The following is a 23092-nucleotide window of genomic DNA, read 5'->3' on the forward strand; positions in this document are numbered from 1 at the left end:
CGCATGCTGAACCGCCGTACCCTCCTCCGCGCCACTGCCGGCGCCGTTGCCACCCTCGGAGCGCCGGCCCTGCGCGCACAAGGCGAGCGCATCCTGCTCGCCCAGTCGGCCCCTTTCACCGGGCAGGCCGCGCAACTGGGCATCCAGTTCCACCAGGGCGCCAAGCTGTATTTTGGCGCCGTCAACGCGCAGGGCGGCGTGCACCGCAAGCCGATCGAACTGGTCAGGCTGGACGATGGCTACGAGCCGGACCGCTGCGTGGAAAACACGCGCAAGCTGCTGGCCGAAGACCCGGTGTCCCTGTTCGGCTACATCGGCACGCCCACCAGCGTGGCGGCCCTGCCCCTGGCCACCAGCGCCAAGGTCCCCTTCTTCGCGCCGTTCACCGGCGCGATGGCGCTGCGCGCCCCGTTCAATCGCTACGCGTTCCACCTGCGCGCCTCGTACAACGACGAGACGGAACTGATCGTCCGGCAGCTCACTTCGCTCGGCCTGAAGAAGATCGCCGTGTTCTACCAGAACGATGCGTACGGCCAGGCCGGTTTGAGCGGCGTGGAGCGGGCGCTGAACGCGCTCGACACCAGGCCGGTCGCCACCGCCACCGTGGAGCGGAATTCGGTGGAAGTCGCCGCGGCCGTGAAGAAGCTGGTCGCCGCGCATCCGGACGGCATCGTGCAGATCGGCGCCTACAAGGGCTGCGCAGCCTTCATCCGGGCGGCGCGCGCCGCCGGCTTCGGCGGCACGTTCTTCAACGTGTCCTTCGTCGGCACGCAGGCGCTGGCCGACGAACTGGGCAAGGACGCCCTGGGCGTGGTGGTGTCGCAAGTGATGCCTTCGCCCTACAGCGCCTCCCGCGCGATCGTGCGCGAATTCGTCGGCGCGGTGGCGCGGGGCGGCAAGGACTACCAGGCCAATTTCTCCAGCATGGAAGGCTACCTGGCGGCCAAGGTGATCACCGAAGGTTTGCGCCGCGGCCCCGCCAGGGTCTCGCGCGACGGCCTGGTGGCGGGACTGGAAGGCATCGGCGACGACAGCTTCGGCGGCTTCAACGTGTCGTTCTCGCCGAACGACCACGTGGCGTCGAAGTACGTGGAGCTGTCGATGTTGACGGGGGATGGGCGGGTTCGGACCTGAACGCGGTGTCGGGGTGCCTGCGGCAACCCGACCTACGGGACGGACGGACTCGCGTAGGCCGGGTTGCCGCCGGGCACCCCGGCATCGTCACTCAAGCGCCCGAACTTCCGCCAACCCTTCCATGAACGCCTGGCAGCGCAGCAGCTGCTCCAGGCTCACGTACTCGTCCGGCTGGTGCGCCTGGACGATGCTGCCGGGGCCGCACACCACGGTGCGGATGCCGGCATTCTTGAAGATGCCCGCCTCCGTGCCGAACGCCACGTTGGTGGTCTGGCGCTCGCCGGCCAGCCGCAATGCGAGCCGGGTCACATCGTCGTCGGCAGAGCCGAGGAAGCTGGGGATCTCGCAGATGGTGTCGAAGCTGAAGCCGGTGTCCGGCGCCACCTTCTTCATGGCCGGCTCCAGCGATCGCGCATACGCCACCACGTCGGCCTGCATGCGGCGCGCGTCCGCGGTGGGCAGGTCGCGGAATTCGTAGCGGAACTCGGCGTCGCGCGGCACCACGTTGTCGGCGATGCCGCCGTGGAATTGGCCCACGCTCGCGGTGGAGAACGGCACGTCGAAACCTGCGTAGCGCGGCTCCTCGCGCTCCATCGATTCCGCCATGTCGCGCACGCGGCCGACCACCCGCGCCGCCATCTCGATCGCATTCACCGACTGCGGCGTCAGCGACGAATGCGCCTCCTTGCCGCGCACGCAGCAGCGGTAGCGGTACACGCCCTTGTGCGCGATGGCCGGCACCATGCTGGTGGGCTCGCCGACGATGCAGGCCAGCGGCGCGACCCCGGCATCGCGCATGTCCGCGATCAGCTCCTTGACGCCGAAGCAGCCGATCTCCTCGTCGTAGCTGAACGCGAAGTGGATCGCGAACGGCGCCTTGCTGGCGAGGAACAGCTCGGCATGCGTCACCGCGGTGGCGATGAAACCCTTCATGTCGGCGGAACCGCGTCCATACAGCCGGCCATCCCGCACCACGGCGCCCAGCGGGTCCACGGACCAGTCCTGCCCGTCCCACGGCACCGTGTCGGTGTGGCCGGACAGGATGATGCCGGCCGGCTTGCCCTCGCCCAGCGTAGCGAACAGGTTCGCCTTGGTTTTCTCGGCGTTGTAGCTCAGCCGGGACTTCACGCCCAGGCGCGCAAGTTCGTCGCGGATGCAGTGGATGAGGTCGAGGTTGGAGTTGGCGCTCACGGTGTTGAAGCCGACGAGGGCGCGGGCCAATCCAAGGGCGCGGGGGTCAGGAATCGAAGCCATCCCGCGATTGTCCCGGATTCCCCTCATAGGCATGTTCCTTATGCGCCCGGTAGACTGGGAGATTCCGCAGCCGCATACGCATTCCCATGAAGCTCCTGGACTCCATCGTCACCGAAGCCGCCTCCATCGTCGCCGTGCGGCGCGACATCCACGCCCATCCCGAGCTCTGCTTCCAGGAACAGCGCACCGCCGACGTCGTGGCCGGCAAGCTGGCCGAGTGGGGCATCCCGATCCTCCGCGGCCTGGGCAAGACCGGCGTGGTCGGCATCGTGAAAAACGGCACCTCGTCGCGCGCGGTCGGCCTGCGCGCGGACATGGACGCCTTGCCGATGCAGGAGTTCAACACCTTCGCGCATGCCAGCAAGCATGCGGGCAAGATGCACGCCTGCGGACACGACGGCCACACCGCCATGCTGCTGGCGGCGGCGCAGCACTTCGCCAAGAACCGCAACTTCGACGGCACCGTCTACCTGATCTTCCAGCCGGCCGAAGAGGGCGGCGGCGGCGCGCGCGAGATGATGCGCGACGGCCTGTTCGAGAAATGCCCGATGGAAGCGGTGTTCGGCATGCACAACTGGCCGGGCTCGCAGATCGGCAAGTTCGCGGTCAGTCCCGGGCCAGTGATGGCGTCGACCTCGGAGTTCAAGATCACCATCCGCGGCAAGGGCAGCCACGGCGCCATGCCGCACCTGGGCATCGATCCGGTGCCCATCGCGTGCCAGATGGTGCAGGCCTTCCAGACCATCATCAGCCGCAACAAGAAGCCGATCGACGCGGGCGTGGTCTCCGTCACCATGATCCACGCCGGCGAGGCCACCAACGTGGTGCCCGACAGCTGCGAGCTGCAGGGCACCGTGCGCACGTTCAGCACCGAGGTGCTGGACCTGATCGAAAAGCGCATGCGGCAGATCGCCGAACACACCTGCGCGGCGCACGACGCCGCCTGCGAGTTCGAATTCGTGCGCAACTACCCGCCCACCATCAACTCGCGCGACGAAGCGGAGTTCGCGCGCAAGGTGATGGCCTCCATCGTCGGCGAGGCCAACGTGCTGGTGCAGGAACCCACCATGGGCGCCGAGGACTTCGCGTACATGCTGGAAGCCAAGCCGGGCGCGTACTGCTTCATCGCCAACGGCGACGGCTCGCACCGCGAGATGGGCCACGGCGCCGGCCCCTGCATGCTGCACAACCCCAGCTACGACTTCAACGACGACCTGATCCCGCTCGGGGCCACGTACTGGGTGCGCCTGGCCGAGGAGTGGCTGGCCACGGGCGTTCGATGAGCTCGGCGCAGTCCGCGTTCTCGGCCAGCTACGCCGAGGCGCGCGGCAAGTTCCTGCAGGCGGCGGCCGACGCCGGCCTGGCGGTGGAGGCCAAACCCCATCCCCTGCCGGGCCTGGAGGGCGAGCCGCTCGCCATGGACGTCGCCCGCGACGGCCACCCGAGCGCGTCGAAGCTGCTGATCGTCAGCAGCGCTTGCCACGGCGTCGAAGGTTATTGCGGCAGCGGCGTGCAGGTGGATGCGCTGCGCGATGCGGGCGCGCGCGCACGGGCCGCGGAGGCGGGCGTTGCGGTCCTGTACATCCATGCCCTCAATCCGTACGGCTTCTCGCACTTTCGGCGCACCACGCACGAGAACATCGACCTGAACCGCAACTTCCACGACTTCTCGTCGCCGCTGCCGCGCAACGCGGACTACCCCGAGCTGCACCCGCTGCTGGTGCCGCCGGAGTGGCCGCCGTCGGCGCAGAACCTGCAGGCCCTGCAGGCCTACGTGGCCAAGCACGGCGAGAAGGCCTACCAGGCCGCCATCTCGCGCGGGCAGTACGAATTTGCCGACGGGCTGTTCTACGGCGGCAAGGCGCCGAGCTGGAGCAACCAGGCGGTGCGCGAGGTCTTGCGCACGCATGGCCGCCGCGCCGGGCGCATCGCCTGGATCGATATCCATACCGGGCTCGGTCCGAGCGGCCTGGGCGAGCGCATCTACGCCGGCCGGGACGACCGTGCCGCAATCGAGCGGGCGCAGGCCTGGTGGGGCGGCGCGGGCCGCACGCCGGTCACCTCCTTCTACGACGGCTCCTCCACTTCGGCCTTCCTGACCGGGTTGATGTTCACCTCCGCGTACGACGAATGTCCGCAGGCCGAGTACACCGGCATGGCGCTGGAATACGGCACCGTGCCGGTGATGGAGACCTTCCAGGCCCTGCGCGCGGAGCAATGGCTGAACCGCCATCCCGATGCGCCCGCGGCCTTGGCGGCGCAGATCCGCAAGGCAAATTTCGACGCGTTCTACACCGACACCGATGCGTGGCGCGAGCAGATCCTGGCGCAGGCGCGCGAGGCGATGGCGCAGGCGATCGAGGGTTTGGCCGTGTAAGGACGCCGGGGTGCGGCTGCGCCGCAACCCGGCCTACGAGCCCATCGACCTATCGTCAGGTAGGTCGGGTTGCGCGACCAGCGCACCCCGACACGAGCCCGTCGACATATCGTCACGTAGGTCGCGTTGCGCGACCAGCGCACCCCGACACGAGCCCGTCGACAAATCGTCACGCAGGTCGGGTTGCGCGACCAGCGCACCCCGACATCACGCCGCGGCGCGCGTCTGGGCCATGACCAGCAAGCCGTCGAAGATCAGGCTTTCGAGCAATTCGAACGTCACCGACATGTGCGGCTCCATCTTCCAGCCGGCGCCGCCCGTCATGTAGCACGCCGGTTCGGCGCCGCAATGCCGGCGCACGTGCTGCACCATGCGCTCGATGGCGCCGGCAATGGCGAAGGTGCCGCCGCTGGTGAGGGCGTCGCTGGTGTTGGTGGGGAAATCGCGGACGTCCCCGGTGGGCACGTGCAGGCCGGCCGTGCCGCTCTCGAGCGCACGCAGCATGATGCCGTGCCCGGGCAGGATGAACCCGCCCAGGAAGCGGCCGTTCACGTCGACCGCTTCCACCGTGACGGCGGTGCCGACCATCACCACCACCATCGGGCGATCCGGCCCGGCCGCCCGCATGCGATGCCGCGCGCCGATCATGGCCACCCAGCGGTCCGCGCCCAGGCGGGTCGGATGGTCGTAGCCGTTGACGATGCCGGCCTCGGCCGCGCTCGGCACGACCCAGTGCGCAGGCACGTCCCAGTGCTCTTCCATCTGCTCCTCGACCCGCCGCTTCACCGCTTCACCGGCAACGCAGCAGCCCAGCATGCGGCCCGGCCGCGCGAGCCGCGACCACTCGCCGTCGGCCAGCTTGTCGATGTTCTCCAGGAACTCGGCGCCGCCGGCTATCGGCTGCGCGCCGTCAGCGGCGGCCGGGTACAGGGCCCACTTCAGCCGCGTGTTGCCGATGTCGATCGCAAGGAAGGTCATGAAGGGCGACGCGTGTGCGCGCACACGGCGCTCAGCCCGCCGCCTGCAAGGGCGCCTGCAGCGCGGCGAGCTCCTGCGCCAGCGCGTGCTCCTGCGCGGCGATGCCGCTGCAATCCTGGACCGTCTGCTCGAGGGCCGCCCGCAGCGCGGCGTGCACCGCCAGGGCCGCCTCGATGCCACGCGTGGCCGCGCCGGTGGCGGCCGCTTCCTCCGCGACCTCGCCCACCGTGGTGCGCCAGGTCGTCCACTCGCCATGGAGGGTCTGCTGCACCGATTCCAGCACCAACGCGCGGTTGCGCCTGGCGGCCTGGCAGCGTTCCGCCGCCTGGTGGGCCGCCGAACTGGCGGCGCGCAACTGCTTGAGCCGCACCACCAGCAGTTCGCAGCGCGCCGTGTCTTCCTGCAGCTGCGCCCGCACCGCATCGTCGCCACCGGCGGCCTCGCGCACCTTCAGCTGGCCACGCATGTCCTGCAGCCAGCGCGTGACCTGCTCCATGATCTTCTCGATGGCGCGCACCTCGGCCTCGAAGCCGGCGAGCGTGCGTTCGGCGAGGACGGCCTGCGCCTGGTGCTTCCTGGCCAGCGCCTGCACTTCGATGGCCAGCTCGTCGCCCGCGCCGCCGATGCGCTCGTGGTGTGTCCTGAAGTCCGCGGCGGCTTCCTTGCCCTTGCCGGTGGCGCGGGCCAGCCAGCCCTTGGGCTGCACCTGGTGGAAATCGAGCCGCGACAAAGCGAGACCAAGCGCTTCCGCCGCCGCCCGCACGCCGTCGTAGTTGCGCTCCAACACCTGCGCCTCCAGCTGCCCGCGCAGGTCGGCCAGCCGCCGCACGTGCCCGCTGCCCGCATCCGCCGCCAGCTGGTCGAGCCACGCCGCGGGGGAGCTGGGCTCCTTCGGGCGCACCTTGAGCTGCGCCAGCTTGGCCGGCGTCATCAGGGACGCGGTGAGGTCGTCTTCGGTGGGGCTCATGGGCGCCATGGTACTGCCGTCGCCCGGCCGCGGATACCGGACAGAAGCACTAGAGCGCCCCGAGCCAGCAGGCGCGCTGGATCGCCGCCATCTTGTTGTCCACCTTCAGCTTGGCCATTGCATTGGCCAGGTGGTAATTGATGGTGCGTTCGGTGCAATGAAGGGCGAGCCCGCTCTCGCGGGCGGTCAAGCCGCGGAAGGCGAGCTCCAGGCATTCGCGTTCGCGCGGGCTCAGCATCGAGCGCGCCGTGGCGATGGAGCGCTTGACCAGGGGCCAGATGTTGAGGGCGGACCACGCCAGCATGGCCGCTTCGGCGCGTCCGCTCAATTCTTGCGGGCTGAACATGAAGCATTCGAAGGCCCGCCCGGCCGGCAGCGAGAACTCGACGCGCACCACCGTCTGGAATCCGTGCGCCAGCCACAGCAGGCGCCAGCGGCTGGCGCGCTGCGGGTCGGACTTGCCGATGGTCTGCCAGGCCACGAGCGGTGCATCCGAATCGCGCCAGTGCGCGCCGAAGTCGCTGCTTTCGGCCAGCGCGGTGGCCGCCTCGGCGACCAGCGGCGGATGCACGGCCACCACCTGGCGGTCTTCACTTTGGCCGAACGGGTCCGGCCCCAGCACCACCACGGCTTCCACCGAGAACTCCCGTAGCGCGGCGACCCAGTCACTGAGAATTCCGTCCAGGCTGACACTGTCAAAGTTAACAGGGATGCCCATGAGTTTCCGTTGGTCCAACTGCCGTGCTGTGACAATATCACCAACGGACCACTCTCCATGAACGAGGACTTGCACCGGGCCACCTTTCCGCCGACCCCGCCGCGCGCAATGCTCGAAACGATTGCGCAGCGGCTGCGTCATTGGGCCAGCACGGAAGTGCGGCCCTCGCTGGTGGAGCCGATCCTGCATCCCTCCCAGTGGCGCATTCGCGCGCTCGGCATCTCCACCATGCTGGGCCACCCCCTGTTCTATGTCACCTGGGCCTGGTTGCTGCCGCAGCCGCACGAGGACCTGCTGCTGCGCGTGCTGATGGCCCTCGCCGGCTTCCTCCTGCTGGTCATTCCTGGGGTCACCACCTCGCCGCCCAGCCGCGCCGCGGCCTTCACTTTCTCGGCGATCTTCTGGATCACGCTGCCCTGGTTCTTCTCATGGATGTATTTTTGCAACGGTGGCAACCCGGTCTGGCTGGCCAGCATGGGCGCGATGTTGTTGATCTACTACCACCTGACGGACTGGCGGCTGGCGACGCTGGGCGCCGCCAGCGGCATCCTGGTGGCATGGCTGATGTTCCGCGCCTTCGGCCCGGAGGCGCCGCCGATCAGCACCGAACTGGCGCTGACCAACACGGTGGTGCTGGCCTTCTGCTGGTTCATGGGGATCACCCTCGGGCTGTCCTCGTCCAACCTGCGGCGCGAGCAGCTCAATTACACGCTGGGCACGATGGGCATCATGGCCCACGAGCTGCGCACGCCCCTGGCGACCATGCAGCTGATCGGCGAGGCCCTGCGGACCGAGGCGCCGCAGCACGGCGAAAGCGCCGAACGGCTGCAAGACCTGTCGCATCGGCTGAACCACCTGGTGCGCAACATGAACCACCAGATCGACATGCAGATCACCAACGCCCGGCTGATGCGCCTGGGCGGCCACGCCGAACGGATTTCCGCGGCCGCGCTGGTCAACGATGCCATCGCCGAGTACCCGTTCCGCAGCTCGCGCGAGCGGGGCGCCGTGGTGGTGCGCGTGCACGAGGACTTCCAGTTCCTCGGCGCGCCCAGCCTGTTTCGCCAGGTCATCGACAACCTGACCAAGAACGCCTTGCGGTCGCTCGCGGCAGCCACTTCCGCCACCCAGCCGGGCGACCTGCTGATCCAGGTGGGCTCGCACGGCGGGCGTGGCCGCATCGTGTTCAAGGACAACGGCGTCGGCATGGACGCCGAGCTGCAGCTGCGCATCTTCCAGCCCTTCTTTTCCACCGACCGAGGCACCGGCCACGGCCTCGGCCTGGCGTTCTGCCAGCGGGTGGTGCAGGCGGCCCACGGCTCGATCCGCGTGAAATCGACGCCCCACAAGGGTGCGGTCTTCACCATCGACCTGCCCGTGACGTGACAATGCAGGCCCCAGCCCACCATCCATGACCTTTCCCCTCTTCCACCGTCCGGGCACCGTCGTCTTCCTCGACGACGACCCTGACTACCTGGAGATGCTGGCCCTGGTGCTGCCGCGGCACTGGCACCTGCGCCTGTTCCTGCGGCCCACCGAGTGCATCTCGCACCTGCTGCAGGAGCCGCCATTCTGGGAGGCCGATGCGTGGAACCAGCAACAGCTGGTGGACCTGTGGCGCGAAGGCAAGCCGCTGATTCCGCAGGTGCTGGCGTACTGGTCCCGCTACACGGAACGGTATGCGCTGTCGCGGGTTTGCGTGGTCGACTTTTCCATGCCGGGCATGGACGGACTGCAGGCGCTGGCGGAGCTCGGGGACTGGCCCGGCTCGCGCGTCCTGCTCACCGGACAGGCCGACGAGCAGGTGGCCGTGCGCGCCTTCAACCGCGGGCTGATCGACCAGTTCATCCCGAAGCAGACGCCGGACATCTCGCGGCGGCTGGTGGAGGCGGTGGAACACCTGCTGTTCTCCTCGCACGCCCGCCATGCCCAGACCTGGCGCTCGACGCTGAACCCGGCACAGGCGGCGTTGCTGCGCCTGCCCGGCGTGGACGCGTGGCTGTCCACGTTCTGCGCCCGGCACTGGGTGGAACACGTCGTGATCGGCGAGCCGTTCGGGGTGCTCGGCATGGATGCCGCCGGCCGGATCGGCTGGCTGCAACTGGAAACGCGCGAAGGCCTGCCGGCGCTCGCTGAACTGGCGGAGGTCGCCGGGGTGCCGGCCGCCGGCGTGCAGGAGATCCTGGCCGGCAACAAGCTGGCCGATGTCGAATTGCGCCAGGCGCTGGCTTCCAGCGAACCGGTATCGCTGGTCCCTGCGATCAAGGTCGGCGACAACGGCAACCTGCTCGCCGCGTTGTTCCCGGTCGAATCCCCCGCCGGCCCCGACCCCGACAACAGCTTCAGCCGCTGGTTGTCGCGCCAGTCCAAGCGCCAGGTGCAAGGCTAGTTCGTTGCGCGCGCGCCGGCATTGCGCCGCGCGATCGGCCAGTCCCACGGCTTGACGATCGGCGCGAGCTCCCGGGCCACGCTTTCGACCCGCTCGATCTCGGCATCGGTCAGCGCGGAGTTCAGCGTCAGCCGCACCATCGAGCGGTTGCGGCTGGTGGCCGGGGCGCAGAACACCGCGCCGAACACGCCACGCTCCTCCAGGCGGTCCCGCAGGGCGAGCGTGTCCACTTCCGGCCCGGCCTCGAGCGAAATGATCTGTTCGCTGCCATGTCCGATGGGATAGCCGAGCGCGGTGAAGCCGGCGCGCACGCGCTGCGTGGTGCGGCGCAATTGCGCGCGTTCGGTGTCGCTGCGCTGGACCACTTCCAGCGTCGCCGCGAGCCCCGCGATCTCGTGCGGCAGCAGGCAGGAGCTGAAGATGCTCGGATAGCTGTGGCACATCAGGTACGGCCGCAATTCATCGGGCAGCGTGAAGAAGCCGGCACGGCCGGCGAACGCCTTCGCCAGGCTGGCGGTGATGAAGTGCACGCGCTGCGTCAGGCCCAGCTCGGCGCACAGCCCGCGGCCCTGCGGACCGTGCGTGCCGAGCGAATGCGATTCGTCCACCAAAATCATGCAGCCATGGCGCTCGGCCACTTCCACCATCTCCTGCAGGGGACACAACGCGCCGGTGGTGCTGTAGACCGAGTCCACGATCACCAGCCCGGGCCCGTGCCGCGCCGCCATGCGGTCCAGGTGCTGCGGGTCGTTGTGGCGGAATGCATGCGCCGGCGCGCCCGCGGCGCGCACGCCCTCCCAGAGCGACATGTGCGCGAGGCTGTCGACATACACCGGCGTCTGTGCATCGGCGATGACCTGGATGAGACCCAGGTTGGCGGTGTAGCCCGACTGGCACAGCAGCGCGCCCTGCTTGCCCACGTGGGCGGCCAGCTGGGCCTCGAATCGTGAAGTCGGGCTGCCGTCGAGCTGGAATACGCCGGACTGCACGATGAATTCCCGGTTGCAACGCAGCGCGTCGAGCTGCGCCTGCACGATGCCAGGGTGACCGGTGACCGACAGGTAGTCGTTGCCGTCGAGCCGCACGGCGTCGGGGCCGGGCGCGGTGCCGTGCGTCACGAACTTGCGCTTCCACTCCTTTTCCCACCGGTCCTTGAACTCGGTGGCGATGCGCTGGCGCAAGTGGGAGGACAGGCCCGGCTCGACTGCTGCGGTTTCACGAACGGGGCTTGCGACGACTTCCATGTACTGCTCCTGAACTGCTGGACCCCCATTGAAGGCAAAGTCCGCACACGGTGTCGTCGCCCCCCTGTCAGGACTGACAGGGGGTTTACAGATAGTTACCGGGATGCGGCCGCCCGCGCGGGAGAACCCTGATGCCGAGCCAGGCGCCTTGCGCGCCCCGCTCACTTCAGCTCAGGTCAACTGTCCGTGGCATTGCTTGAACTTCTTGCCGCTGCCGCACGGGCACGGGTCATTGCGGCCCACGCGCGGCATGCCGCCCGCGGCCGCCATGGCCGCGGCGGCCACCGCGCGCTGACCACCAGCGGTGGCGGGGTCCACCTGGCTTTCGACGTCGCCCGTCTCGGTGGGCGCGGTGTAGGTGACGTTGGAAATGCGCTCGGCGCGGTCTTCCAGCGCTTCCGCGGCCTGCTCCACCTGCTCGGCCGACTGCACCTTCACCGTCATCAGCACCTTGGTGACCTCGTTCTTCACCGCGTCGAGCATCTGCCCGAACAGCTCGAACGCCTCGCGCTTGTACTCCTGCTTCGGCTGCTTCTGGGCATAGCCGCGCAAGTGGATGCCCTGGCGCAGGTAGTCCAGCGCGGCCAGGTGTTCGCGCCAGTGCGAGTCGATGCTTTGCAGCAGCACCATGCGCTCGAAGTGGGTGAAGTTCTCCTCGCCGACCTGCTGCACCTTGGCGTCGAACGCGGCGTGGCCGGCTGCCACCACTTTCTCGACCACGTCCTCGTCCGTGATCGCCTCGGCGGCCTCGACTTCCTGCTTCAGCGGCAGGTCGATGCCCCAGTCGTCGGCCAGCGCCTTCTGCAGGCCGGCCAGGTCCCATTGCTCCTCCACCGACTCCGGCGGCACGTACTGGTGCACGAGGTCGGTGAAGCAGCCCTCGCGCAGCGCGGCGATCTGGCCGCCGAGCGACTGCGCGTCGAGGATGTCGTTGCGCTGCTGGTAGATCACCTTGCGCTGGTCGTTGGAGACGTCGTCGTACTCCAGCAATTGCTTGCGCACGTCGAAGTTGCGGCCCTCGACCTTGCGCTGCGCGCTCTCGATGGAGCGGGTCACGATGCCGGCCTCGATGGCTTCGCCGTCGGGCATCTTCAGGCGCTCCATGATGGCGCGCACGCGGTCGCCCGCGAAGATGCGCATCAGCGGATCGTCCAGGCTCAGGTAGAAGCGCGAGGAGCCCGGGTCACCCTGCCGGCCGGAGCGGCCGCGCAGCTGGTTGTCGATGCGGCGGCTTTCGTGCCGCTCGGTGGCGATGATGCGCAGGCCGCCTTGCTGCTTGACGAACTCGTGGTCCTTGTCCCACTGCGTGCGCAATTCGGCGATCCGCGCGGGCTTGGCCGAAGCATCGATGGTTTCGTCGGCTTCCACCGCCTCGACGGCCTTTTCCACGTTGCCGCCCAGCACGATGTCGGTGCCGCGGCCCGCCATGTTGGTGGCGATGGTGATCATCTTGGGCCGGCCGGCCTGCGCCACGATGTCGGCCTCGCGGGCGTGTTGCTTGGCGTTGAGCACCTGGTGCGGCAGCTTCGCCTTGTCCAGCAGTGCGGAGATGATCTCGGAGTTCTCGATCGAACTGGTTCCCACCAGCACCGGCTGGCCGCGATCGTGGCATTCGCGGATGTCCTGGATCGCCGCTTCGTACTTCTCGCGGGCGGTCTTGTAGACGCGGTCGAGCTGGTCGTCGCGGCGGCTCGGCTTGTTGGGCGGCAGCACCACCGTCTCCAGCCCGTAGATCTCCTGGAACTCGTAGGCTTCGGTGTCCGCCGTCCCGGTCATGCCGGACAGCTTGCCGTACAGGCGGAAATAGTTCTGGAACGTGATCGAGGCGAGCGTCTGGTTTTCCGGCTGGATCGCCACGCCTTCCTTGGCTTCCACGGCCTGGTGCAGGCCGTCGCTCCAGCGCCGGCCGGTCATCAGGCGGCCGGTGAACTCGTCGACGATGACGATCTCGCCGTCCTGCACCACGTACTGCTGGTCGCGGTGGTACAGGTGGTTGGCCCGCAGCGCCGCGTTCAGGTGGTGCATCAGCGAAATGTTCGCCGGGTCGTACAGCGTGGCGCCCTCGGGGATGAGGCCCAGGCCGGCGAGGATGCGCTCGGCGTTCTCGTGGCCCTGCTCCGTCAGGAAGGCCTGGTGCGTCTTCTCGTCGATCGTGAAGTCGCCCGGCTTGGTGACGCCCTCGCCGGTGCGCGGGTCGGCCTCGCCCTCCTGCTTGACCAGCATCGGGATCACCTTGTTGATCGCGATGTACAGGTCGGTGTGGTCCTCGGCCTGGCCGCTGATGATCAGCGGCGTGCGGGCCTCGTCGATCAGGATCGAGTCGACCTCGTCGACGATGGCGTAAGCCAGCCCGCGCTGCACGCGGTCGCCGACCTCGTACACCATGTTGTCGCGCAGGTAGTCGAAGCCGTACTCGTTGTTGGTGCCGTACGTGATGTCCGAGTTGTACGCGGCCTGCTTTTCCTCGCGCGGCATCTGCGGCAGGTTCACGCCGACGGACAGCCCGAGGAAGTTGTACAGCTTGCCCATCCACTTGGCGTCGCGGCTGGCCAGGTAGTCGTTGACCGTGACCACGTGCACGCCCTTGCCCCCCAGCGCATTCAGGTAGACGGCCAGTGTCGCGGTCAGCGTCTTGCCCTCGCCGGTGCGCATCTCGGCGATCTTGCCCTGGTGCAGCGCGATGCCGCCCATCATCTGCACGTCGAAGTGCCGCATGCGCATCACGCGCTTGGAGGCCTCGCGCACCACGGCGAAAGCTTCGGGCAGCAGGTCGTCGAGGGCTTCGTCCTTCGCCAGGCGCTCGCGGAACTCCTGCGTCTTGGCGCGCAGCTGCTCGTCGGAAAGCGGCTCCAGCTTCGGCTCGAAAGCGTTGATCAGCTCCACGGAGCGCCGGTATTGCTTGAGCAGGCGGTCGTTGCGGGAGCCGAAGATTTTGGTCAGGAAGTTGTTGGCCATGGGCGCGGATCGTGCCGGGCGGCCCTTGGGGGGCGGTCCGGCGGCGCAGTCCTTTTGTGGTTCAGCAGGATCAGATGGAGCCGCTGCCCGCCTTCGCAAGGGCGGAGGCTCAGCGGCCAAAGCCCCGCATTTTACTGTGCGGGGCCGATCCGAAGGAGAGAGGGGGCTGTCAGCGGCCCGAGCGCCCGGGCAGCAAGGTCGGCTGCAGGGCGGCGGGAGACAGCTGCGCGAGCGCGGCCGTGTTCTTGGGGCCCGACAGGAACTTGTGTGGATCCTGCTGCACGCCCTGCACGAGGACTTCGAAATGCAGGTGCGGGCCGGTGGAGCGGCCGGTGGTGCCCACCTCGGCCAGCTTGTGCCCGCGCTTGACCAGGTCGCCCTTCTTCACCAGCAGCCTGGACGCATGGGCGTAGCGGGTGACCAGGTCGTTGCCGTGGTCGACTTCGACCATGTTGCCGTACTGCGGGTGCATTTCGGACGCCACCACCACGCCGCCGGCGGCGGCCAGGATCGGCGTGCCGACGTCGGCCTGGAAATCCAGCCCGGTGTGCAGGGCCGAGCCGCCCGTGAAGGGGTCGATGCGCCAGCCGTAGGCGGAGCCCACGTGGCCGGCATGCACGGGCCGCTGCGTAGGCACCATCATCTTCTTCAGGCGCTGGTCGATCAGTCGCGACTCCATCACGGTCAGGAGGTCGCCGCGCTCGGCCGTGAGCTGGTCGAGGTCGTTCAGCGTCGCCTGCATTTCCTGCATGGAGAGCGAGCCCCTTTCCACCAGGATGCCGCCGCGACCGACGTTGGGACGGATCTCGTTCAGGTTGACGCCCGCCAGGCCGGACACGCGGTCCCCGAGCGCCTCCAGCTGCAGCATCTTGGCCTGCATGTCGCCCAGCTTGCGCGCCATGGCGTCGAGGTTTTCGCGCATGAAGCGGTCGCGCTGGTCGAATTCGTCCTGCACCAGCAGCTGCACCAGCGCCCCGACGACGGGCCAGCGCTCGCGCGCGCCCTTGAGGAAGACCCAGTGGTACATGCCGGCGGCGGTGAGCATGAGCAGCATCGACAGCGTGACCGCCGCCAGCACGAGCCGGGTTCCGCTGAGGTGGATGGCCCGGCTTTTGGCCAGCCATGCATCCGTGATAATGAATTGCACTTCGTGTTCTCCTCGTGCCCCGCAACTCCGCATGAACCGCCGAAACCACCCGGTGCCTCTCCACGAGGCTGCCGAGGATTCACCGACGTTCGCGCGTCTGGCACAGCTCGCGCGCGAATCGACGGAACGGCTGAAGGCGATCGAATCGCTCATCCCTGCTCCACTGCGTGCTTCCATCCGCCCGGGGCCCATCGAGGGGACCACCTGGTGCTTGTTGGTGGACAGCAGCGCCGCTGCTGCGAAGCTCCGGCAGTTGTTGCCCGTGTTCACTGCAAAGCTCAGCAGTCGCGGAGTCGAGATTACCGCGATCAGGTTGAAGGTTGGAAGCCTCCAGAGGTAACGTCGGGGGCCGCTTGTCCCCGCGGTTGGCACCGGCTGTCGCACCGGCTCCGCCCGTCCCGTGACGGATGCCGGTCGTCAGGAATCAGGCGGCCTCATGCGCGCGTGCCAGCCGTCGCCCGACCGATCGGGCCAGCCTGATCCCGGTCGGAGTGAACCCCCCTGCTGTTCAGGTCTTCCGAGAACCGCTATGGTGTCGGCAGGAGACAAGATGTCCTCAGCCGTCAAGATTTTCCAGGGGCGCTTCGGCCGCGTTGCCCTGTTGGACATGGACGCCCCCTTGGTCGGCCACGCGCATCATCACTGCCACATCCTGATCAAGGCGGGAGGGGCGGACAGCGCCTTTCGCGTACGCGGGGAGCGCGCTCCCCTGACCGACGAATCAGCGGTGGTGGTGAACGCCTGGGAGCACCATGCCTACGAGCACGACGCCCCGCCCGGCCAGCACACGCTGATCCTGGCTCTCTACATCGAGCCCGCCTGGCTGGCCGAGATCCAGCGTTCGCTGGCGTTGTCGGCCCACCCCCGCTTCTTTCCCAACAAGTGCGTGCACCTGTCGGCGGCTACCCGCAAGCTGGTGGAGGAATTCGTCCTCGAACTGTGGTGGGACGACGAGGTATCGCCCAGACGGCTGGAAGACCTGTTGTTCAACCTCATCATCGCGGTGGTCGAGAGCTACACGGGCTGGCGCGACCTCGCCAGCCTGCTGCGCACCAAGCCCCCCGTTGCCATGGATTCGAGAGTGCGCCAGGCCATCGCCCTCATGCGGCGTGATGTGTCCCGCGAGTTCGATGTGGACAGTATTGCGGCCGCCACGGGACTATCGCGGGCCCAGTTCTTCCACCTGTTCCAGCGGGACACGCAGGTCACGCCCCTGGTCTACGCCAACGTGCTGCGATTCGAGGCAGCCGTCGAGCGGCTCACGCTCAGCCGGGAGCCGGTAGCCGAGATCTCGGAGCTCCTGGGCTTTTCCGCCCCAGGCCATTTCTCGCGCTTCTTCCGCGGGCACCTGGGCATCACGCCCACCGACTACCGTCGCAAGGTCAATCTGTTCGAACCTCCCGCGCGCGCAGCGTCCGAACTGGTCTGAAAGCGCGTCCCGCGCACAAATCGCCGGACTTTTTGGACAGCCGCCGGACCGGCCGGTCATGGCCCGGACGTCTGCGTTAGCGCTCCTCTCCATCCTCTGCTGACACTCCTCTCAAGGAGACAGCATGCAACTGAGCGACCTGCGCCATCCGGCGCACACCCTGGCCTCGGCCCTCGACGGCTACCGCGTCGAGATCGACCCGGCCCGCCAGCGCGCGGACATCGTGCTGTGCCGGCCACCGTTCAACGTGATCAGCATGACGCAGCGCGAGCAGCTGCGCATCACGTTCGAGGCGCTCGACGCCAACGAGGACGTGCGGGTGATCGTCCTGCGCGCGGAAGGCGAGCACTTCTCCAGTGGCGGCAACATCAATGGCTTCCTGCAGGCGACGCCCGAGCATGTTTCCAGGCTGGCGTGGAACGTGGCGGCTCCGGCGCGCTGCGGCAAGCCGGTGATTGCGGCGGCGCGCGGCTACTGCTTCGGCGTCGGCTTCGAGCTGTCGCTGGCCTGCGACTTCCGGCTGGTCACGCCGACCACGCTGTATGCGCTGCCCGAGCAGAAGCTGGGCCAGATCCCCGGTTCCGGCGGCTCCGCCCGGCTGCAGAAGATGGTGGGGATCACGCGCACCAAGGACATCGTGATGCGTTCACGCCGCATCCCCGGCCCCAAGGCCGTCGACTGGGGGGTGGCCACCGAAGGCGTGCCGGACCGGGAGCTGGAAGCGGCCACCGATGCCCTGGTCGACGAGCTCAGGGGCTTTTCGCCGCTGGCGCAGCGCACCGCCAAGAAGCTGCTGAACGACACCGAGGACTCTCCGCTGTCGGTCGCAATCGAGCTGGAGGGCCACTGCTACTCGCGCCTGCGCAGCTCGGACGATTTCCGGGAAGGCGTGGAAGCCTTCCATGGCAAGCGCAAGCCGAACTTCGTCGGCACCTGATTCCTTACCGCTCAACCACACACACAGGAGACAAGTCATGAAACGCATCATCACGCTCGCATCGGCCACCTTCGCGCTTTCCGCGCTGGCCAGCGCCGCCATGGCCCAGACCGGGCCCATCCGCATCGGCGTGGTCACGCCCCTGACGGGCACCTACGCCGGCATCGGCCAGCAGGTCAAGTGGGGCCTGGACCTCGCGGCACGCCAGATCAATGCAGGCGGCGGCATCGCCGGCCGGCAGATCGAGCTGATCTACGAAGACGAGGAAGCCAATCCCGCCGTCGCCGTGCAGAAGGCCGAGAAGCTGTTCCAGGTGAGCAAGGTGGATTTCCTGACCGGCACCGTGAACTCCGGCGCCACCCTGGCCGTGGGGCAGGTGGCCGAGCGCAACAGCCGCCTGATCGCCACCACGGTTTCCTTCGCCGACAGCATCACCGCCGACAAGTGCTCGCCCAACGTGTTCCGGGTCAATGCGCGCGCAGGAATGCAGTCCGCGGCCCTGGCCGACTGGATGGCAGCGACCAAACCGAACGCCAACGTGTTCTACCTCGGCCCGGACTACGAGATGGGCCGCAGCACCGTGGCCGCGTTCAAGTCGGCCGCCGAAGCCAAGGGCGCCAAGTCGGTCGGCGAGGTGTTCGCGCCGCTGGACAACAAGGACTACTCGCCGTTCTTCGGGCAGATGCGGTCGGCCCGCCCCGCGGTCATCTACACCTCGGTGGCCGGCAACGACACGGTGCGCCTGTTCACCCAGATGGCGGAGTTCGGCCTCAACCGCAGCGTGCAGGTGGTCGGCGCTTCGGGAACGGTGACGTCGCAGAACCTGCCCGCCATCGGCAAGGCGGCGGACGGCTTCGTCACCGGCGTCGGCTATGCGACCGGGATCGACACGCCGGAGAACAAGAAATTCGTCGCCGACTTCCAGGCCGCCAACAAGGCGGCGCCCGACCTGTACGGAGCCGACAGCTATGGCGTGCTCTTCTTCTACAAGGCCGCCGTGGAGAAGGCCAAGAGCACCGACACCGACAAGGTGCGCGAAGCGATGCGCGGCCTGCAGTGGAGCACTCCGCAGGGGCTCAAGACCATGCGCGCGGGCGATCACCAGGCCATGCAGGAGATGTACGCCATGCGGGTCAACAACGGACAGTTCGAGATCGTGGGGCGCGTCAAGGCGGACGCCGCCGTCGGGCCGGACACCTGCACCCGCTTCTGAGCGAAGAAGCAGAGACGCCCATGAGCGCTACCCTGGAATGGCTCCAGTTCGTGCTGGCGCCGCAGATGATCAACGGCCTGTCCATCGGGGTGGCCGTGGTGCTGATGGCGCTGGGCCTGACGATCATCTTCGGCCTGCTGGACGTGATCAACATGGCGCACGGCGAGTTCTACGCCATCGGCGCCTACCTGGCCGTGGTGCTGCTCGGCTTGGGCCTGCCGTTCTGGGGGGCGCTGGTCCTGGCGCCGCTGATCATGGCGGTGCTGGGCTACGTCACCGAGCGCGCCCTGGTGCAGCGGGTCTTCCACAGCCGTGACCGGCATACGCTGACGCTGCTGCTGACCTTCGGACTGGCGGTGGTGCTGGAAGACCTGCTCAAGATCATTTTCGGCGCGAACCCCGTGCGCGTGGAGTCGCCGATCACCGGCGCGACGGAAATGGTCGGACTGTTCTTCCCCAACTACCGCCTGTTCGTCATGCTGTTCGGCGGGGCGCTGATCGCGGCGGTCTGGGTGCTGGTGTTCCGCACGTCCGTGGGCGCGGTGGTGCGCGCGGCCGCCTTCGACCGCCAGATGAGCGCATCCCTGGGCGTGCCCGTGGCGCGCGTGTATGCCGGCACGTTCGCCTTCGGCGCGGCGCTGGCGGCGACGGCCGGCGTTCTGCTGGCCCCGCTCTATTCGGTGTTCCCCACCATGGGCCGCGACTTCGTGCTGATCGCGTTCAGCGTCGTGATCATCGGCGGCATGGGATCGATCAAGGGCGCAGTGCTGGCAGGCCTGCTGCTCACGCAGGTGCAGTCCCTCTCCAGCCTGTACATCTCGCCGGTGTGGAGCGACCCCCTGCTTTTCGGGATCATGGTGCTGGTCCTCATGTGGCGGCCACAGGGCCTGTACGGAAAGCTCGGTCATGCATGACACGGTACTTGCCTCCGTCGCGCCGCCGGTGAGCGCGGGGCGCCGCCCCTGGAGCGCCATCCGATGGCTCGCGACCGCGTTCTTCGCCGGCGCCCTGGTGTTCGCCGCCGCCGCCCTCCTCATGGGTGACGTGTTCTTCCTCCGGCTGGCGACCGAGGCGCTGATCTTCGGGGGCCTGGCGCTCTCGGTGGACCTGCTGCTGGGACGCACCGGCCTGCTGCCGCTCGGGCAGGCGCTGTTCTTCGGGCTCGGCGCCTACGTCTCGGCGCTGGTGCTCAAGGAGTGGAGCGCCTCGTTCTGGATCGCGTTGGCGGTCACGCTGGTCGTGAGCGCGGCGGTCGGGCTGGTGGGAGGCGTGATCGCCATCCGCGCCAAGGGCGTGTACTTCGCCCTCATCAGCTTCGGACTGGCGCAGGTGGTGTCGAAGGTCGTCTACAACACACGCGAGCTGGGGGCCTCCGACGGCATCATCGGCGTGCCGGGCGCGGTGATCTTTCCGGGCCTGACCTCCGCATCGCCGGCCGGTTTCTTCCTCGTGGTGCTCGGCTTCATAGCCGCGGTCTACCTCGGGTTGCGCTACCTGATGGACACGCCCCTGGGGCGGCTGCTGGATGCCATCCGCGCCAACGAGCACCGCGTGGCCTTCCTCGGCTTCGACGCCTGGCGCTACAAGCTGGGGGCCTTCGTGCTGGCGGCCGCCATCGCCGGCGGCAGCGGCGCGCTCTACCCGATGCTGCGGGGGTTCGTGTCGCCCGAGTTGATGTTCTTCCAGGTGTCGGGCAACGCCATCATCAACGTCATCGTCGGTGGTACGGGAACCCTGATCGGGCCGCTGTATGGCACCGCGCTGCTCACGGGCTTGCGTTCCATCGTGGGCTCGTTCACGTCCCACCACCACATCGTGATCGGCGCGCTCTTCGTCATCGTCGTGATCCTGATGCCGCGCGGCCTGGTCGGCTACGGGGCGCCCGCCCTGCAGCGGTGGCTGGACGCGCGGCGCGCCGCGAGGGAGGTCGCATGAGCGCCATCCTGTCGGTCGACGGCGTGAGTGTGCAGTTCGGCGCGCTCAAGGCGGTGCAGGAGGTGAGCTTCCAGGCCATGGCCGGCGCGATCACCGCGGTGATCGGTCCCAATGGGGCCGGCAAGAGCACCCTGTTCAACCTGGTCAGCGGCGCGATTCCTCCCAGCGCGGGCACGGTGCGCTTCGACGGGCGCGATGTGACCGGGTTGCCCCCGAACCGGATGCTGGACGCCGGCTTGTCGCGCTCGTTCCAGATCACCAACCTGTTCTTCGAGCTGCCGGTGCGCGAAAACCTGCGTCTGGCCGCGCAATATCTCGAGCAAGGCCACGGCCTGCTGCGGCCCTTGTCGCGCAGCGCGCGCGCGGCGCAGCGGGTGGAGGAACTGCTGGCGCAGTTCGAACTGGCCCGCAAGGCGGACGAGCTGGCCGGCTTCCTGTCGCACGGCGAGCAACGGCGGCTCGAGATCGCGGTGGCACTGGCCTCGCGCCCGCGCATGCTGCTGCTGGACGAGCCGACGCAGGGCATGAGCCACGCCGACACGCGCGAGACCGAGGTGCTGATTCGCCGCCTCGCACGGGAAGACGGTTTGTCGATCCTGCTGGTGGAGCACGACGTGGACCTGGTCATGGACCTGTCCGATCACGTGGTCGTCATGCACCAGGGCCAGAAGCTCGCCGAGGGCGCGCCGGCGGCCGTGCGCGCCAATGCGGCGGTCCAGGCCGCCTACTTCGGGGAAGCGCACTGATGTTGGAACTGAAGGACGTTCACACGCACTATGGCCTGAGCCACGTGCTGCAGGGCATCGACCTGCGCGTCGGCAAGGGCGAGGTCGTCGGGCTGTTCGGTCGCAACGGCGTGGGCAAGACCACCGTGATCAAAACCATCGCCGGGTGGGTGCCGCCCTCGCGGGGCGAGGTGCTGTTCGAAGGCCAGAGCTTGCGTGGCGTGGCGCCTGACCAGATCTGCCGGCGCGGGATCGGGCTGGTGCCGGAGGACAGGCGCATCTTCCCCGGCCTGACCGTCGAGGAGAACCTGCGCCTCGGCCAGATGCAGTGTCCGGGACGCAGCCGGGCCGAGTCGCGCGCGAAGCTCGACGAGATCTACCAGCGCTTTCCGCGGCTGGCGGAGCGGCGACGCCAGATGGGCACCACGCTTTCGGGCGGCGAGCAGCAGATGCTGGCCATTGCGCGCGTGCTGGCCGGAGCGCCGCGGCTGCTGCTGATCGACGAGCCCACCGAGGGCCTGGCGCCCATGATCGTGGAGGAGCTGTTCTCGCTGATCGGGCAGCTCGCGCGCGACGGCATCCCCATTGTCCTGGTGGAGCAGAACGTGCACCGGGCGGTGCAGCTCACCACGCGCTACTACCTGATCGAGCGCGGCCGGGTGGTGGCCGAGGGCGATTCCTCGAATGACGCCGGCCGGGCTGCGTTGCTCGGACGGATCACCGTATGAGCCGGCCGTCACCGGGGCGGCACGGGTCCCAGGCCCACCAGATGGCGTCGCAGAACCAAGAGGAACGCGGCGGCGGCGGGACTCAGCGGCCTTCTCGGATCGGTCACGGCCACGATCTGCCGCCGCAATCGAGGGGAGGCGAAGCGATGCCCCTTCAATTCCGCGCGTTCGAGCTGGCCACGGACGGCGACATGGGGCAGCAGCGTGCAGAAATCGCTCTCGCTCACCAGCTTCAGGATGGCGCTGATGGAATCGATCTCGAGGCTCGGGCTCAAAGTCACATCCTCCGCTTCGGCGAAGCTCTCGATGATCCCGCGCAGACCGTGCCGGCGCGTGGGGAACACCAGCTTCAATGCCGACATTCCGCTGAAACCCAGGGATGCAGGCACGTCCGCGTGGGCCGGCCCCGTGACCAGGAGCAAGTCCTCTTCGGCGATCGTTTCGCTCCTGAGAGTCAGCGCCCGCCGTGGCTTGTTGATGACGGCCGCATCGAGTTGTCCCAGCGCCACCGCATCGATGAGGTCGCCGCTGAAGCCATCCGTCATCGACAGCTCGACCTTCGGATGGGCCGGGGAGAACTCCATGATCGCATCGACCAGGACGCCTTGCGCGATGGTCGCGATCATCCCGAAGCGCACCTCTCCGCTCAGTTCGCCAGTCGCTTCGACGACCTGTTCGCGCGCCCGTTGGAATCCGGTCACCACCGGCAGGAACAGGCGGTACAGGCGGCGCCCCTCGGGGGTTGGCTGCATGCCTTGCGGAGTGCGCATGAACAGAGGCTGCCCCACCTCCGCCTCGAGCTTGGCCATCTGCATGCTGAGTGCCGACTGGACGATATGCAGGCGGCGCGCCGCGCGAGTCACCGAACCGTCCTCGTAGAGGCTGATGAAGTACTGGATCTGCCGGAATTCCATGGTGGCCGAGGCATCACTTAATCTGATTCGAAGCATCATAAAACCTTA

21 protein-coding genes are annotated in these 23092 nt (G+C 68.2%); 13 read left to right on the forward strand and 8 right to left on the reverse strand.

Annotation, left to right across the window (positions count from 1 at the left end):
- Positions 1-3: 3 nt before the first annotated feature.
- Positions 4-1134 carry an ABC transporter substrate-binding protein gene (locus tag WG902_RS15390; protein WP_340061015.1) on the forward strand — a complete coding sequence of 377 codons (1131 nt, stop codon included), beginning with the start codon at positions 4-6 and terminating at the stop codon, positions 1132-1134.
- 87 nt (positions 1135-1221) lie between these two features.
- On the opposite strand, the gene argE is transcribed toward WG902_RS15390, so the two are convergent.
- Complete coding sequence (gene argE / locus WG902_RS15395; RefSeq protein ID WP_340061016.1) at positions 1222-2388, reverse strand: acetylornithine deacetylase; 1167 nt, start codon at positions 2386-2388, stop codon at positions 1222-1224.
- A gap of 86 nt (positions 2389-2474) precedes the next feature.
- Here argE and WG902_RS15400 point away from each other — a divergent pair, with 86 nt between their 5' ends.
- Together WG902_RS15400 and WG902_RS15405 are read left to right on the forward strand one after the other, a co-directional pair.
- Entirely contained in the window at positions 2475-3671 is a 1197-nt protein-coding gene (locus WG902_RS15400) for a M20 aminoacylase family protein (protein ID WP_340061017.1), read from the forward strand.
- The gene (locus WG902_RS15405; protein WP_340061018.1) at positions 3668-4765 is read left to right on the forward strand and encodes a M14 family metallopeptidase; all 1098 of its coding nucleotides are present in this window, start codon (positions 3668-3670) and stop codon (positions 4763-4765) included. The genes WG902_RS15400 and WG902_RS15405 overlap by 4 nt, the downstream gene beginning before the upstream one ends.
- Positions 4766-4972: 207 nt before the next feature.
- On the opposite strand, the gene WG902_RS15410 is transcribed toward WG902_RS15405, so the two are convergent.
- Genes WG902_RS15410 through WG902_RS15420 form a run of 3 tightly spaced genes read right to left on the reverse strand, consistent with a single transcriptional unit; the run spans position 4973 to position 7428 of the window.
- Complete coding sequence (locus WG902_RS15410) at positions 4973-5743, reverse strand: type III pantothenate kinase (protein WP_340061019.1); 771 nt, start codon at positions 5741-5743, stop codon at positions 4973-4975.
- Positions 5744-5774: 31 nt separating this feature from the next.
- Positions 5775-6710, reverse strand: a complete 936-nt coding sequence (locus WG902_RS15415; RefSeq protein WP_340061020.1) for a hypothetical protein — start codon at positions 6708-6710, stop codon at positions 5775-5777.
- A gap of 49 nt (positions 6711-6759) precedes the next feature.
- Positions 6760-7428, reverse strand: coding sequence for a helix-turn-helix transcriptional regulator (locus WG902_RS15420; RefSeq protein ID WP_340061021.1), 669 nt, complete (start codon positions 7426-7428; stop codon positions 6760-6762).
- A gap of 57 nt (positions 7429-7485) precedes the next feature.
- Here WG902_RS15420 and WG902_RS15425 point away from each other — a divergent pair, with 57 nt between their 5' ends.
- Both WG902_RS15425 and WG902_RS15430 read left to right on the forward strand, forming a co-directional pair.
- Positions 7486-8814: a sensor histidine kinase gene (locus tag WG902_RS15425; protein ID WP_340061022.1), complete on the forward strand. Its 1329-nt coding sequence runs from the start codon at positions 7486-7488 to the stop codon at positions 8812-8814.
- Positions 8815-8839: 25 nt separating this feature from the next.
- Entirely contained in the window at positions 8840-9817 is a 978-nt protein-coding gene (locus WG902_RS15430; protein ID WP_340061023.1) for a response regulator, read from the forward strand.
- Here WG902_RS15430 and cqsA read toward each other — a convergent pair.
- The 3 genes from cqsA to WG902_RS15445 form a co-directional block, all read right to left on the reverse strand.
- Positions 9814-11061: an alpha-hydroxyketone-type quorum-sensing autoinducer synthase gene (gene cqsA, locus WG902_RS15435; RefSeq protein WP_340061024.1), complete on the reverse strand. Its 1248-nt coding sequence runs from the start codon at positions 11059-11061 to the stop codon at positions 9814-9816. The two genes, WG902_RS15430 and cqsA, sit on opposite strands and share 4 nt — an antisense overlap.
- Positions 11062-11232: 171 nt before the next feature.
- A complete protein-coding gene (gene secA / locus WG902_RS15440; protein WP_340061025.1) occupies positions 11233-14016 on the reverse strand; it encodes a preprotein translocase subunit SecA in 2784 nt (927 codons plus the stop codon).
- Between the two features lie 169 nt (positions 14017-14185).
- Positions 14186-15163, reverse strand: a complete 978-nt coding sequence (locus tag WG902_RS15445) for a M23 family metallopeptidase (RefSeq protein ID WP_340061026.1) — start codon at positions 15161-15163, stop codon at positions 14186-14188.
- Between the two features lie 31 nt (positions 15164-15194).
- Between WG902_RS15445 and WG902_RS15450 the strand changes: the two genes are divergently transcribed.
- The 8 genes from WG902_RS15450 (at position 15195) to WG902_RS15485 (ending at position 22130) form a co-directional block, all read left to right on the forward strand.
- Complete coding sequence (locus WG902_RS15450; RefSeq protein WP_340061027.1) at positions 15195-15503, forward strand: DciA family protein; 309 nt, start codon at positions 15195-15197, stop codon at positions 15501-15503.
- 210 nt (positions 15504-15713) lie between these two features.
- A complete protein-coding gene (locus tag WG902_RS15455; protein ID WP_340061028.1) occupies positions 15714-16592 on the forward strand; it encodes an AraC family transcriptional regulator in 879 nt (292 codons plus the stop codon).
- 130 nt (positions 16593-16722) lie between these two features.
- The gene (locus WG902_RS15460) at positions 16723-17529 is read left to right on the forward strand and encodes an enoyl-CoA hydratase/isomerase family protein (RefSeq protein WP_340061291.1); all 807 of its coding nucleotides are present in this window, start codon (positions 16723-16725) and stop codon (positions 17527-17529) included.
- Positions 17530-17566: 37 nt separating this feature from the next.
- A complete protein-coding gene (locus tag WG902_RS15465) occupies positions 17567-18742 on the forward strand; it encodes an ABC transporter substrate-binding protein (RefSeq protein WP_340061029.1) in 1176 nt (391 codons plus the stop codon).
- Between the two features lie 20 nt (positions 18743-18762).
- On the forward strand, positions 18763-19656 hold the full coding sequence (locus WG902_RS15470) for a branched-chain amino acid ABC transporter permease (protein WP_340061030.1): 894 nt from the start codon (positions 18763-18765) through the stop codon (positions 19654-19656).
- Positions 19649-20677 carry a branched-chain amino acid ABC transporter permease gene (locus tag WG902_RS15475; RefSeq protein ID WP_340061031.1) on the forward strand — a complete coding sequence of 343 codons (1029 nt, stop codon included), beginning with the start codon at positions 19649-19651 and terminating at the stop codon, positions 20675-20677. Before WG902_RS15470 ends, WG902_RS15475 begins: the two co-directional genes overlap by 8 nt.
- Positions 20674-21423 carry an ABC transporter ATP-binding protein gene (locus WG902_RS15480; RefSeq protein WP_340061032.1) on the forward strand — a complete coding sequence of 250 codons (750 nt, stop codon included), beginning with the start codon at positions 20674-20676 and terminating at the stop codon, positions 21421-21423. The genes WG902_RS15475 and WG902_RS15480 overlap by 4 nt, the downstream gene beginning before the upstream one ends.
- Entirely contained in the window at positions 21420-22130 is a 711-nt protein-coding gene (locus WG902_RS15485; RefSeq protein ID WP_445263700.1) for an ABC transporter ATP-binding protein, read from the forward strand. Before WG902_RS15480 ends, WG902_RS15485 begins: the two co-directional genes overlap by 4 nt.
- An 8-nt stretch (positions 22131-22138) precedes the next feature.
- Here WG902_RS15485 and WG902_RS15490 read toward each other — a convergent pair whose 3' ends face one another.
- Positions 22139-23083, reverse strand: a complete 945-nt coding sequence (locus WG902_RS15490) for a LysR family transcriptional regulator (protein WP_340061034.1) — start codon at positions 23081-23083, stop codon at positions 22139-22141.
- Positions 23084-23092: the final 9 nt, after the last annotated feature.

The organism is Ramlibacter sp. PS3R-8 (assembly GCF_037572435.1).
GTDB lineage: Bacteria > Pseudomonadota > Gammaproteobacteria > Burkholderiales > Burkholderiaceae_C > Ramlibacter.

What these genes read in the sequence shown, in the direction of transcription:
- WG902_RS15390 (WP_340061015.1), top strand. Translation starts at nt 4, where the DNA reads ATGCTGAACCGCCGTACCCTCCTCCGCGCCACTGCCGGCGCCGTTGCC.
- argE (WP_340061016.1), bottom strand. Translation starts at nt 2,388, where the DNA reads ATGGCTTCGATTCCTGACCCCCGCGCCCTTGGATTGGCCCGCGCCCTC.
- WG902_RS15400 (WP_340061017.1), top strand. Translation starts at nt 2,475, where the DNA reads ATGAAGCTCCTGGACTCCATCGTCACCGAAGCCGCCTCCATCGTCGCC.
- WG902_RS15405 (WP_340061018.1), top strand. Translation starts at nt 3,668, where the DNA reads ATGAGCTCGGCGCAGTCCGCGTTCTCGGCCAGCTACGCCGAGGCGCGC.
- WG902_RS15410 (WP_340061019.1), bottom strand. Translation starts at nt 5,743, where the DNA reads ATGACCTTCCTTGCGATCGACATCGGCAACACGCGGCTGAAGTGGGCC.
- WG902_RS15415 (WP_340061020.1), bottom strand. Translation starts at nt 6,710, where the DNA reads ATGAGCCCCACCGAAGACGACCTCACCGCGTCCCTGATGACGCCGGCC.
- WG902_RS15420 (WP_340061021.1), bottom strand. Translation starts at nt 7,428, where the DNA reads ATGGGCATCCCTGTTAACTTTGACAGTGTCAGCCTGGACGGAATTCTC.
- WG902_RS15425 (WP_340061022.1), top strand. Translation starts at nt 7,486, where the DNA reads ATGAACGAGGACTTGCACCGGGCCACCTTTCCGCCGACCCCGCCGCGC.
- WG902_RS15430 (WP_340061023.1), top strand. Translation starts at nt 8,840, where the DNA reads ATGACCTTTCCCCTCTTCCACCGTCCGGGCACCGTCGTCTTCCTCGAC.
- cqsA (WP_340061024.1), bottom strand. Translation starts at nt 11,061, where the DNA reads ATGGAAGTCGTCGCAAGCCCCGTTCGTGAAACCGCAGCAGTCGAGCCG.
- secA (WP_340061025.1), bottom strand. Translation starts at nt 14,016, where the DNA reads ATGGCCAACAACTTCCTGACCAAAATCTTCGGCTCCCGCAACGACCGC.
- WG902_RS15450 (WP_340061027.1), top strand. Translation starts at nt 15,195, where the DNA reads ATGAACCGCCGAAACCACCCGGTGCCTCTCCACGAGGCTGCCGAGGAT.
- WG902_RS15455 (WP_340061028.1), top strand. Translation starts at nt 15,714, where the DNA reads ATGTCCTCAGCCGTCAAGATTTTCCAGGGGCGCTTCGGCCGCGTTGCC.
- WG902_RS15465 (WP_340061029.1), top strand. Translation starts at nt 17,567, where the DNA reads ATGAAACGCATCATCACGCTCGCATCGGCCACCTTCGCGCTTTCCGCG.
- WG902_RS15470 (WP_340061030.1), top strand. Translation starts at nt 18,763, where the DNA reads ATGAGCGCTACCCTGGAATGGCTCCAGTTCGTGCTGGCGCCGCAGATG.
- WG902_RS15475 (WP_340061031.1), top strand. Translation starts at nt 19,649, where the DNA reads ATGCATGACACGGTACTTGCCTCCGTCGCGCCGCCGGTGAGCGCGGGG.
- WG902_RS15480 (WP_340061032.1), top strand. Translation starts at nt 20,674, where the DNA reads ATGAGCGCCATCCTGTCGGTCGACGGCGTGAGTGTGCAGTTCGGCGCG.
- WG902_RS15490 (WP_340061034.1), bottom strand. Translation starts at nt 23,083, where the DNA reads ATGATGCTTCGAATCAGATTAAGTGATGCCTCGGCCACCATGGAATTC.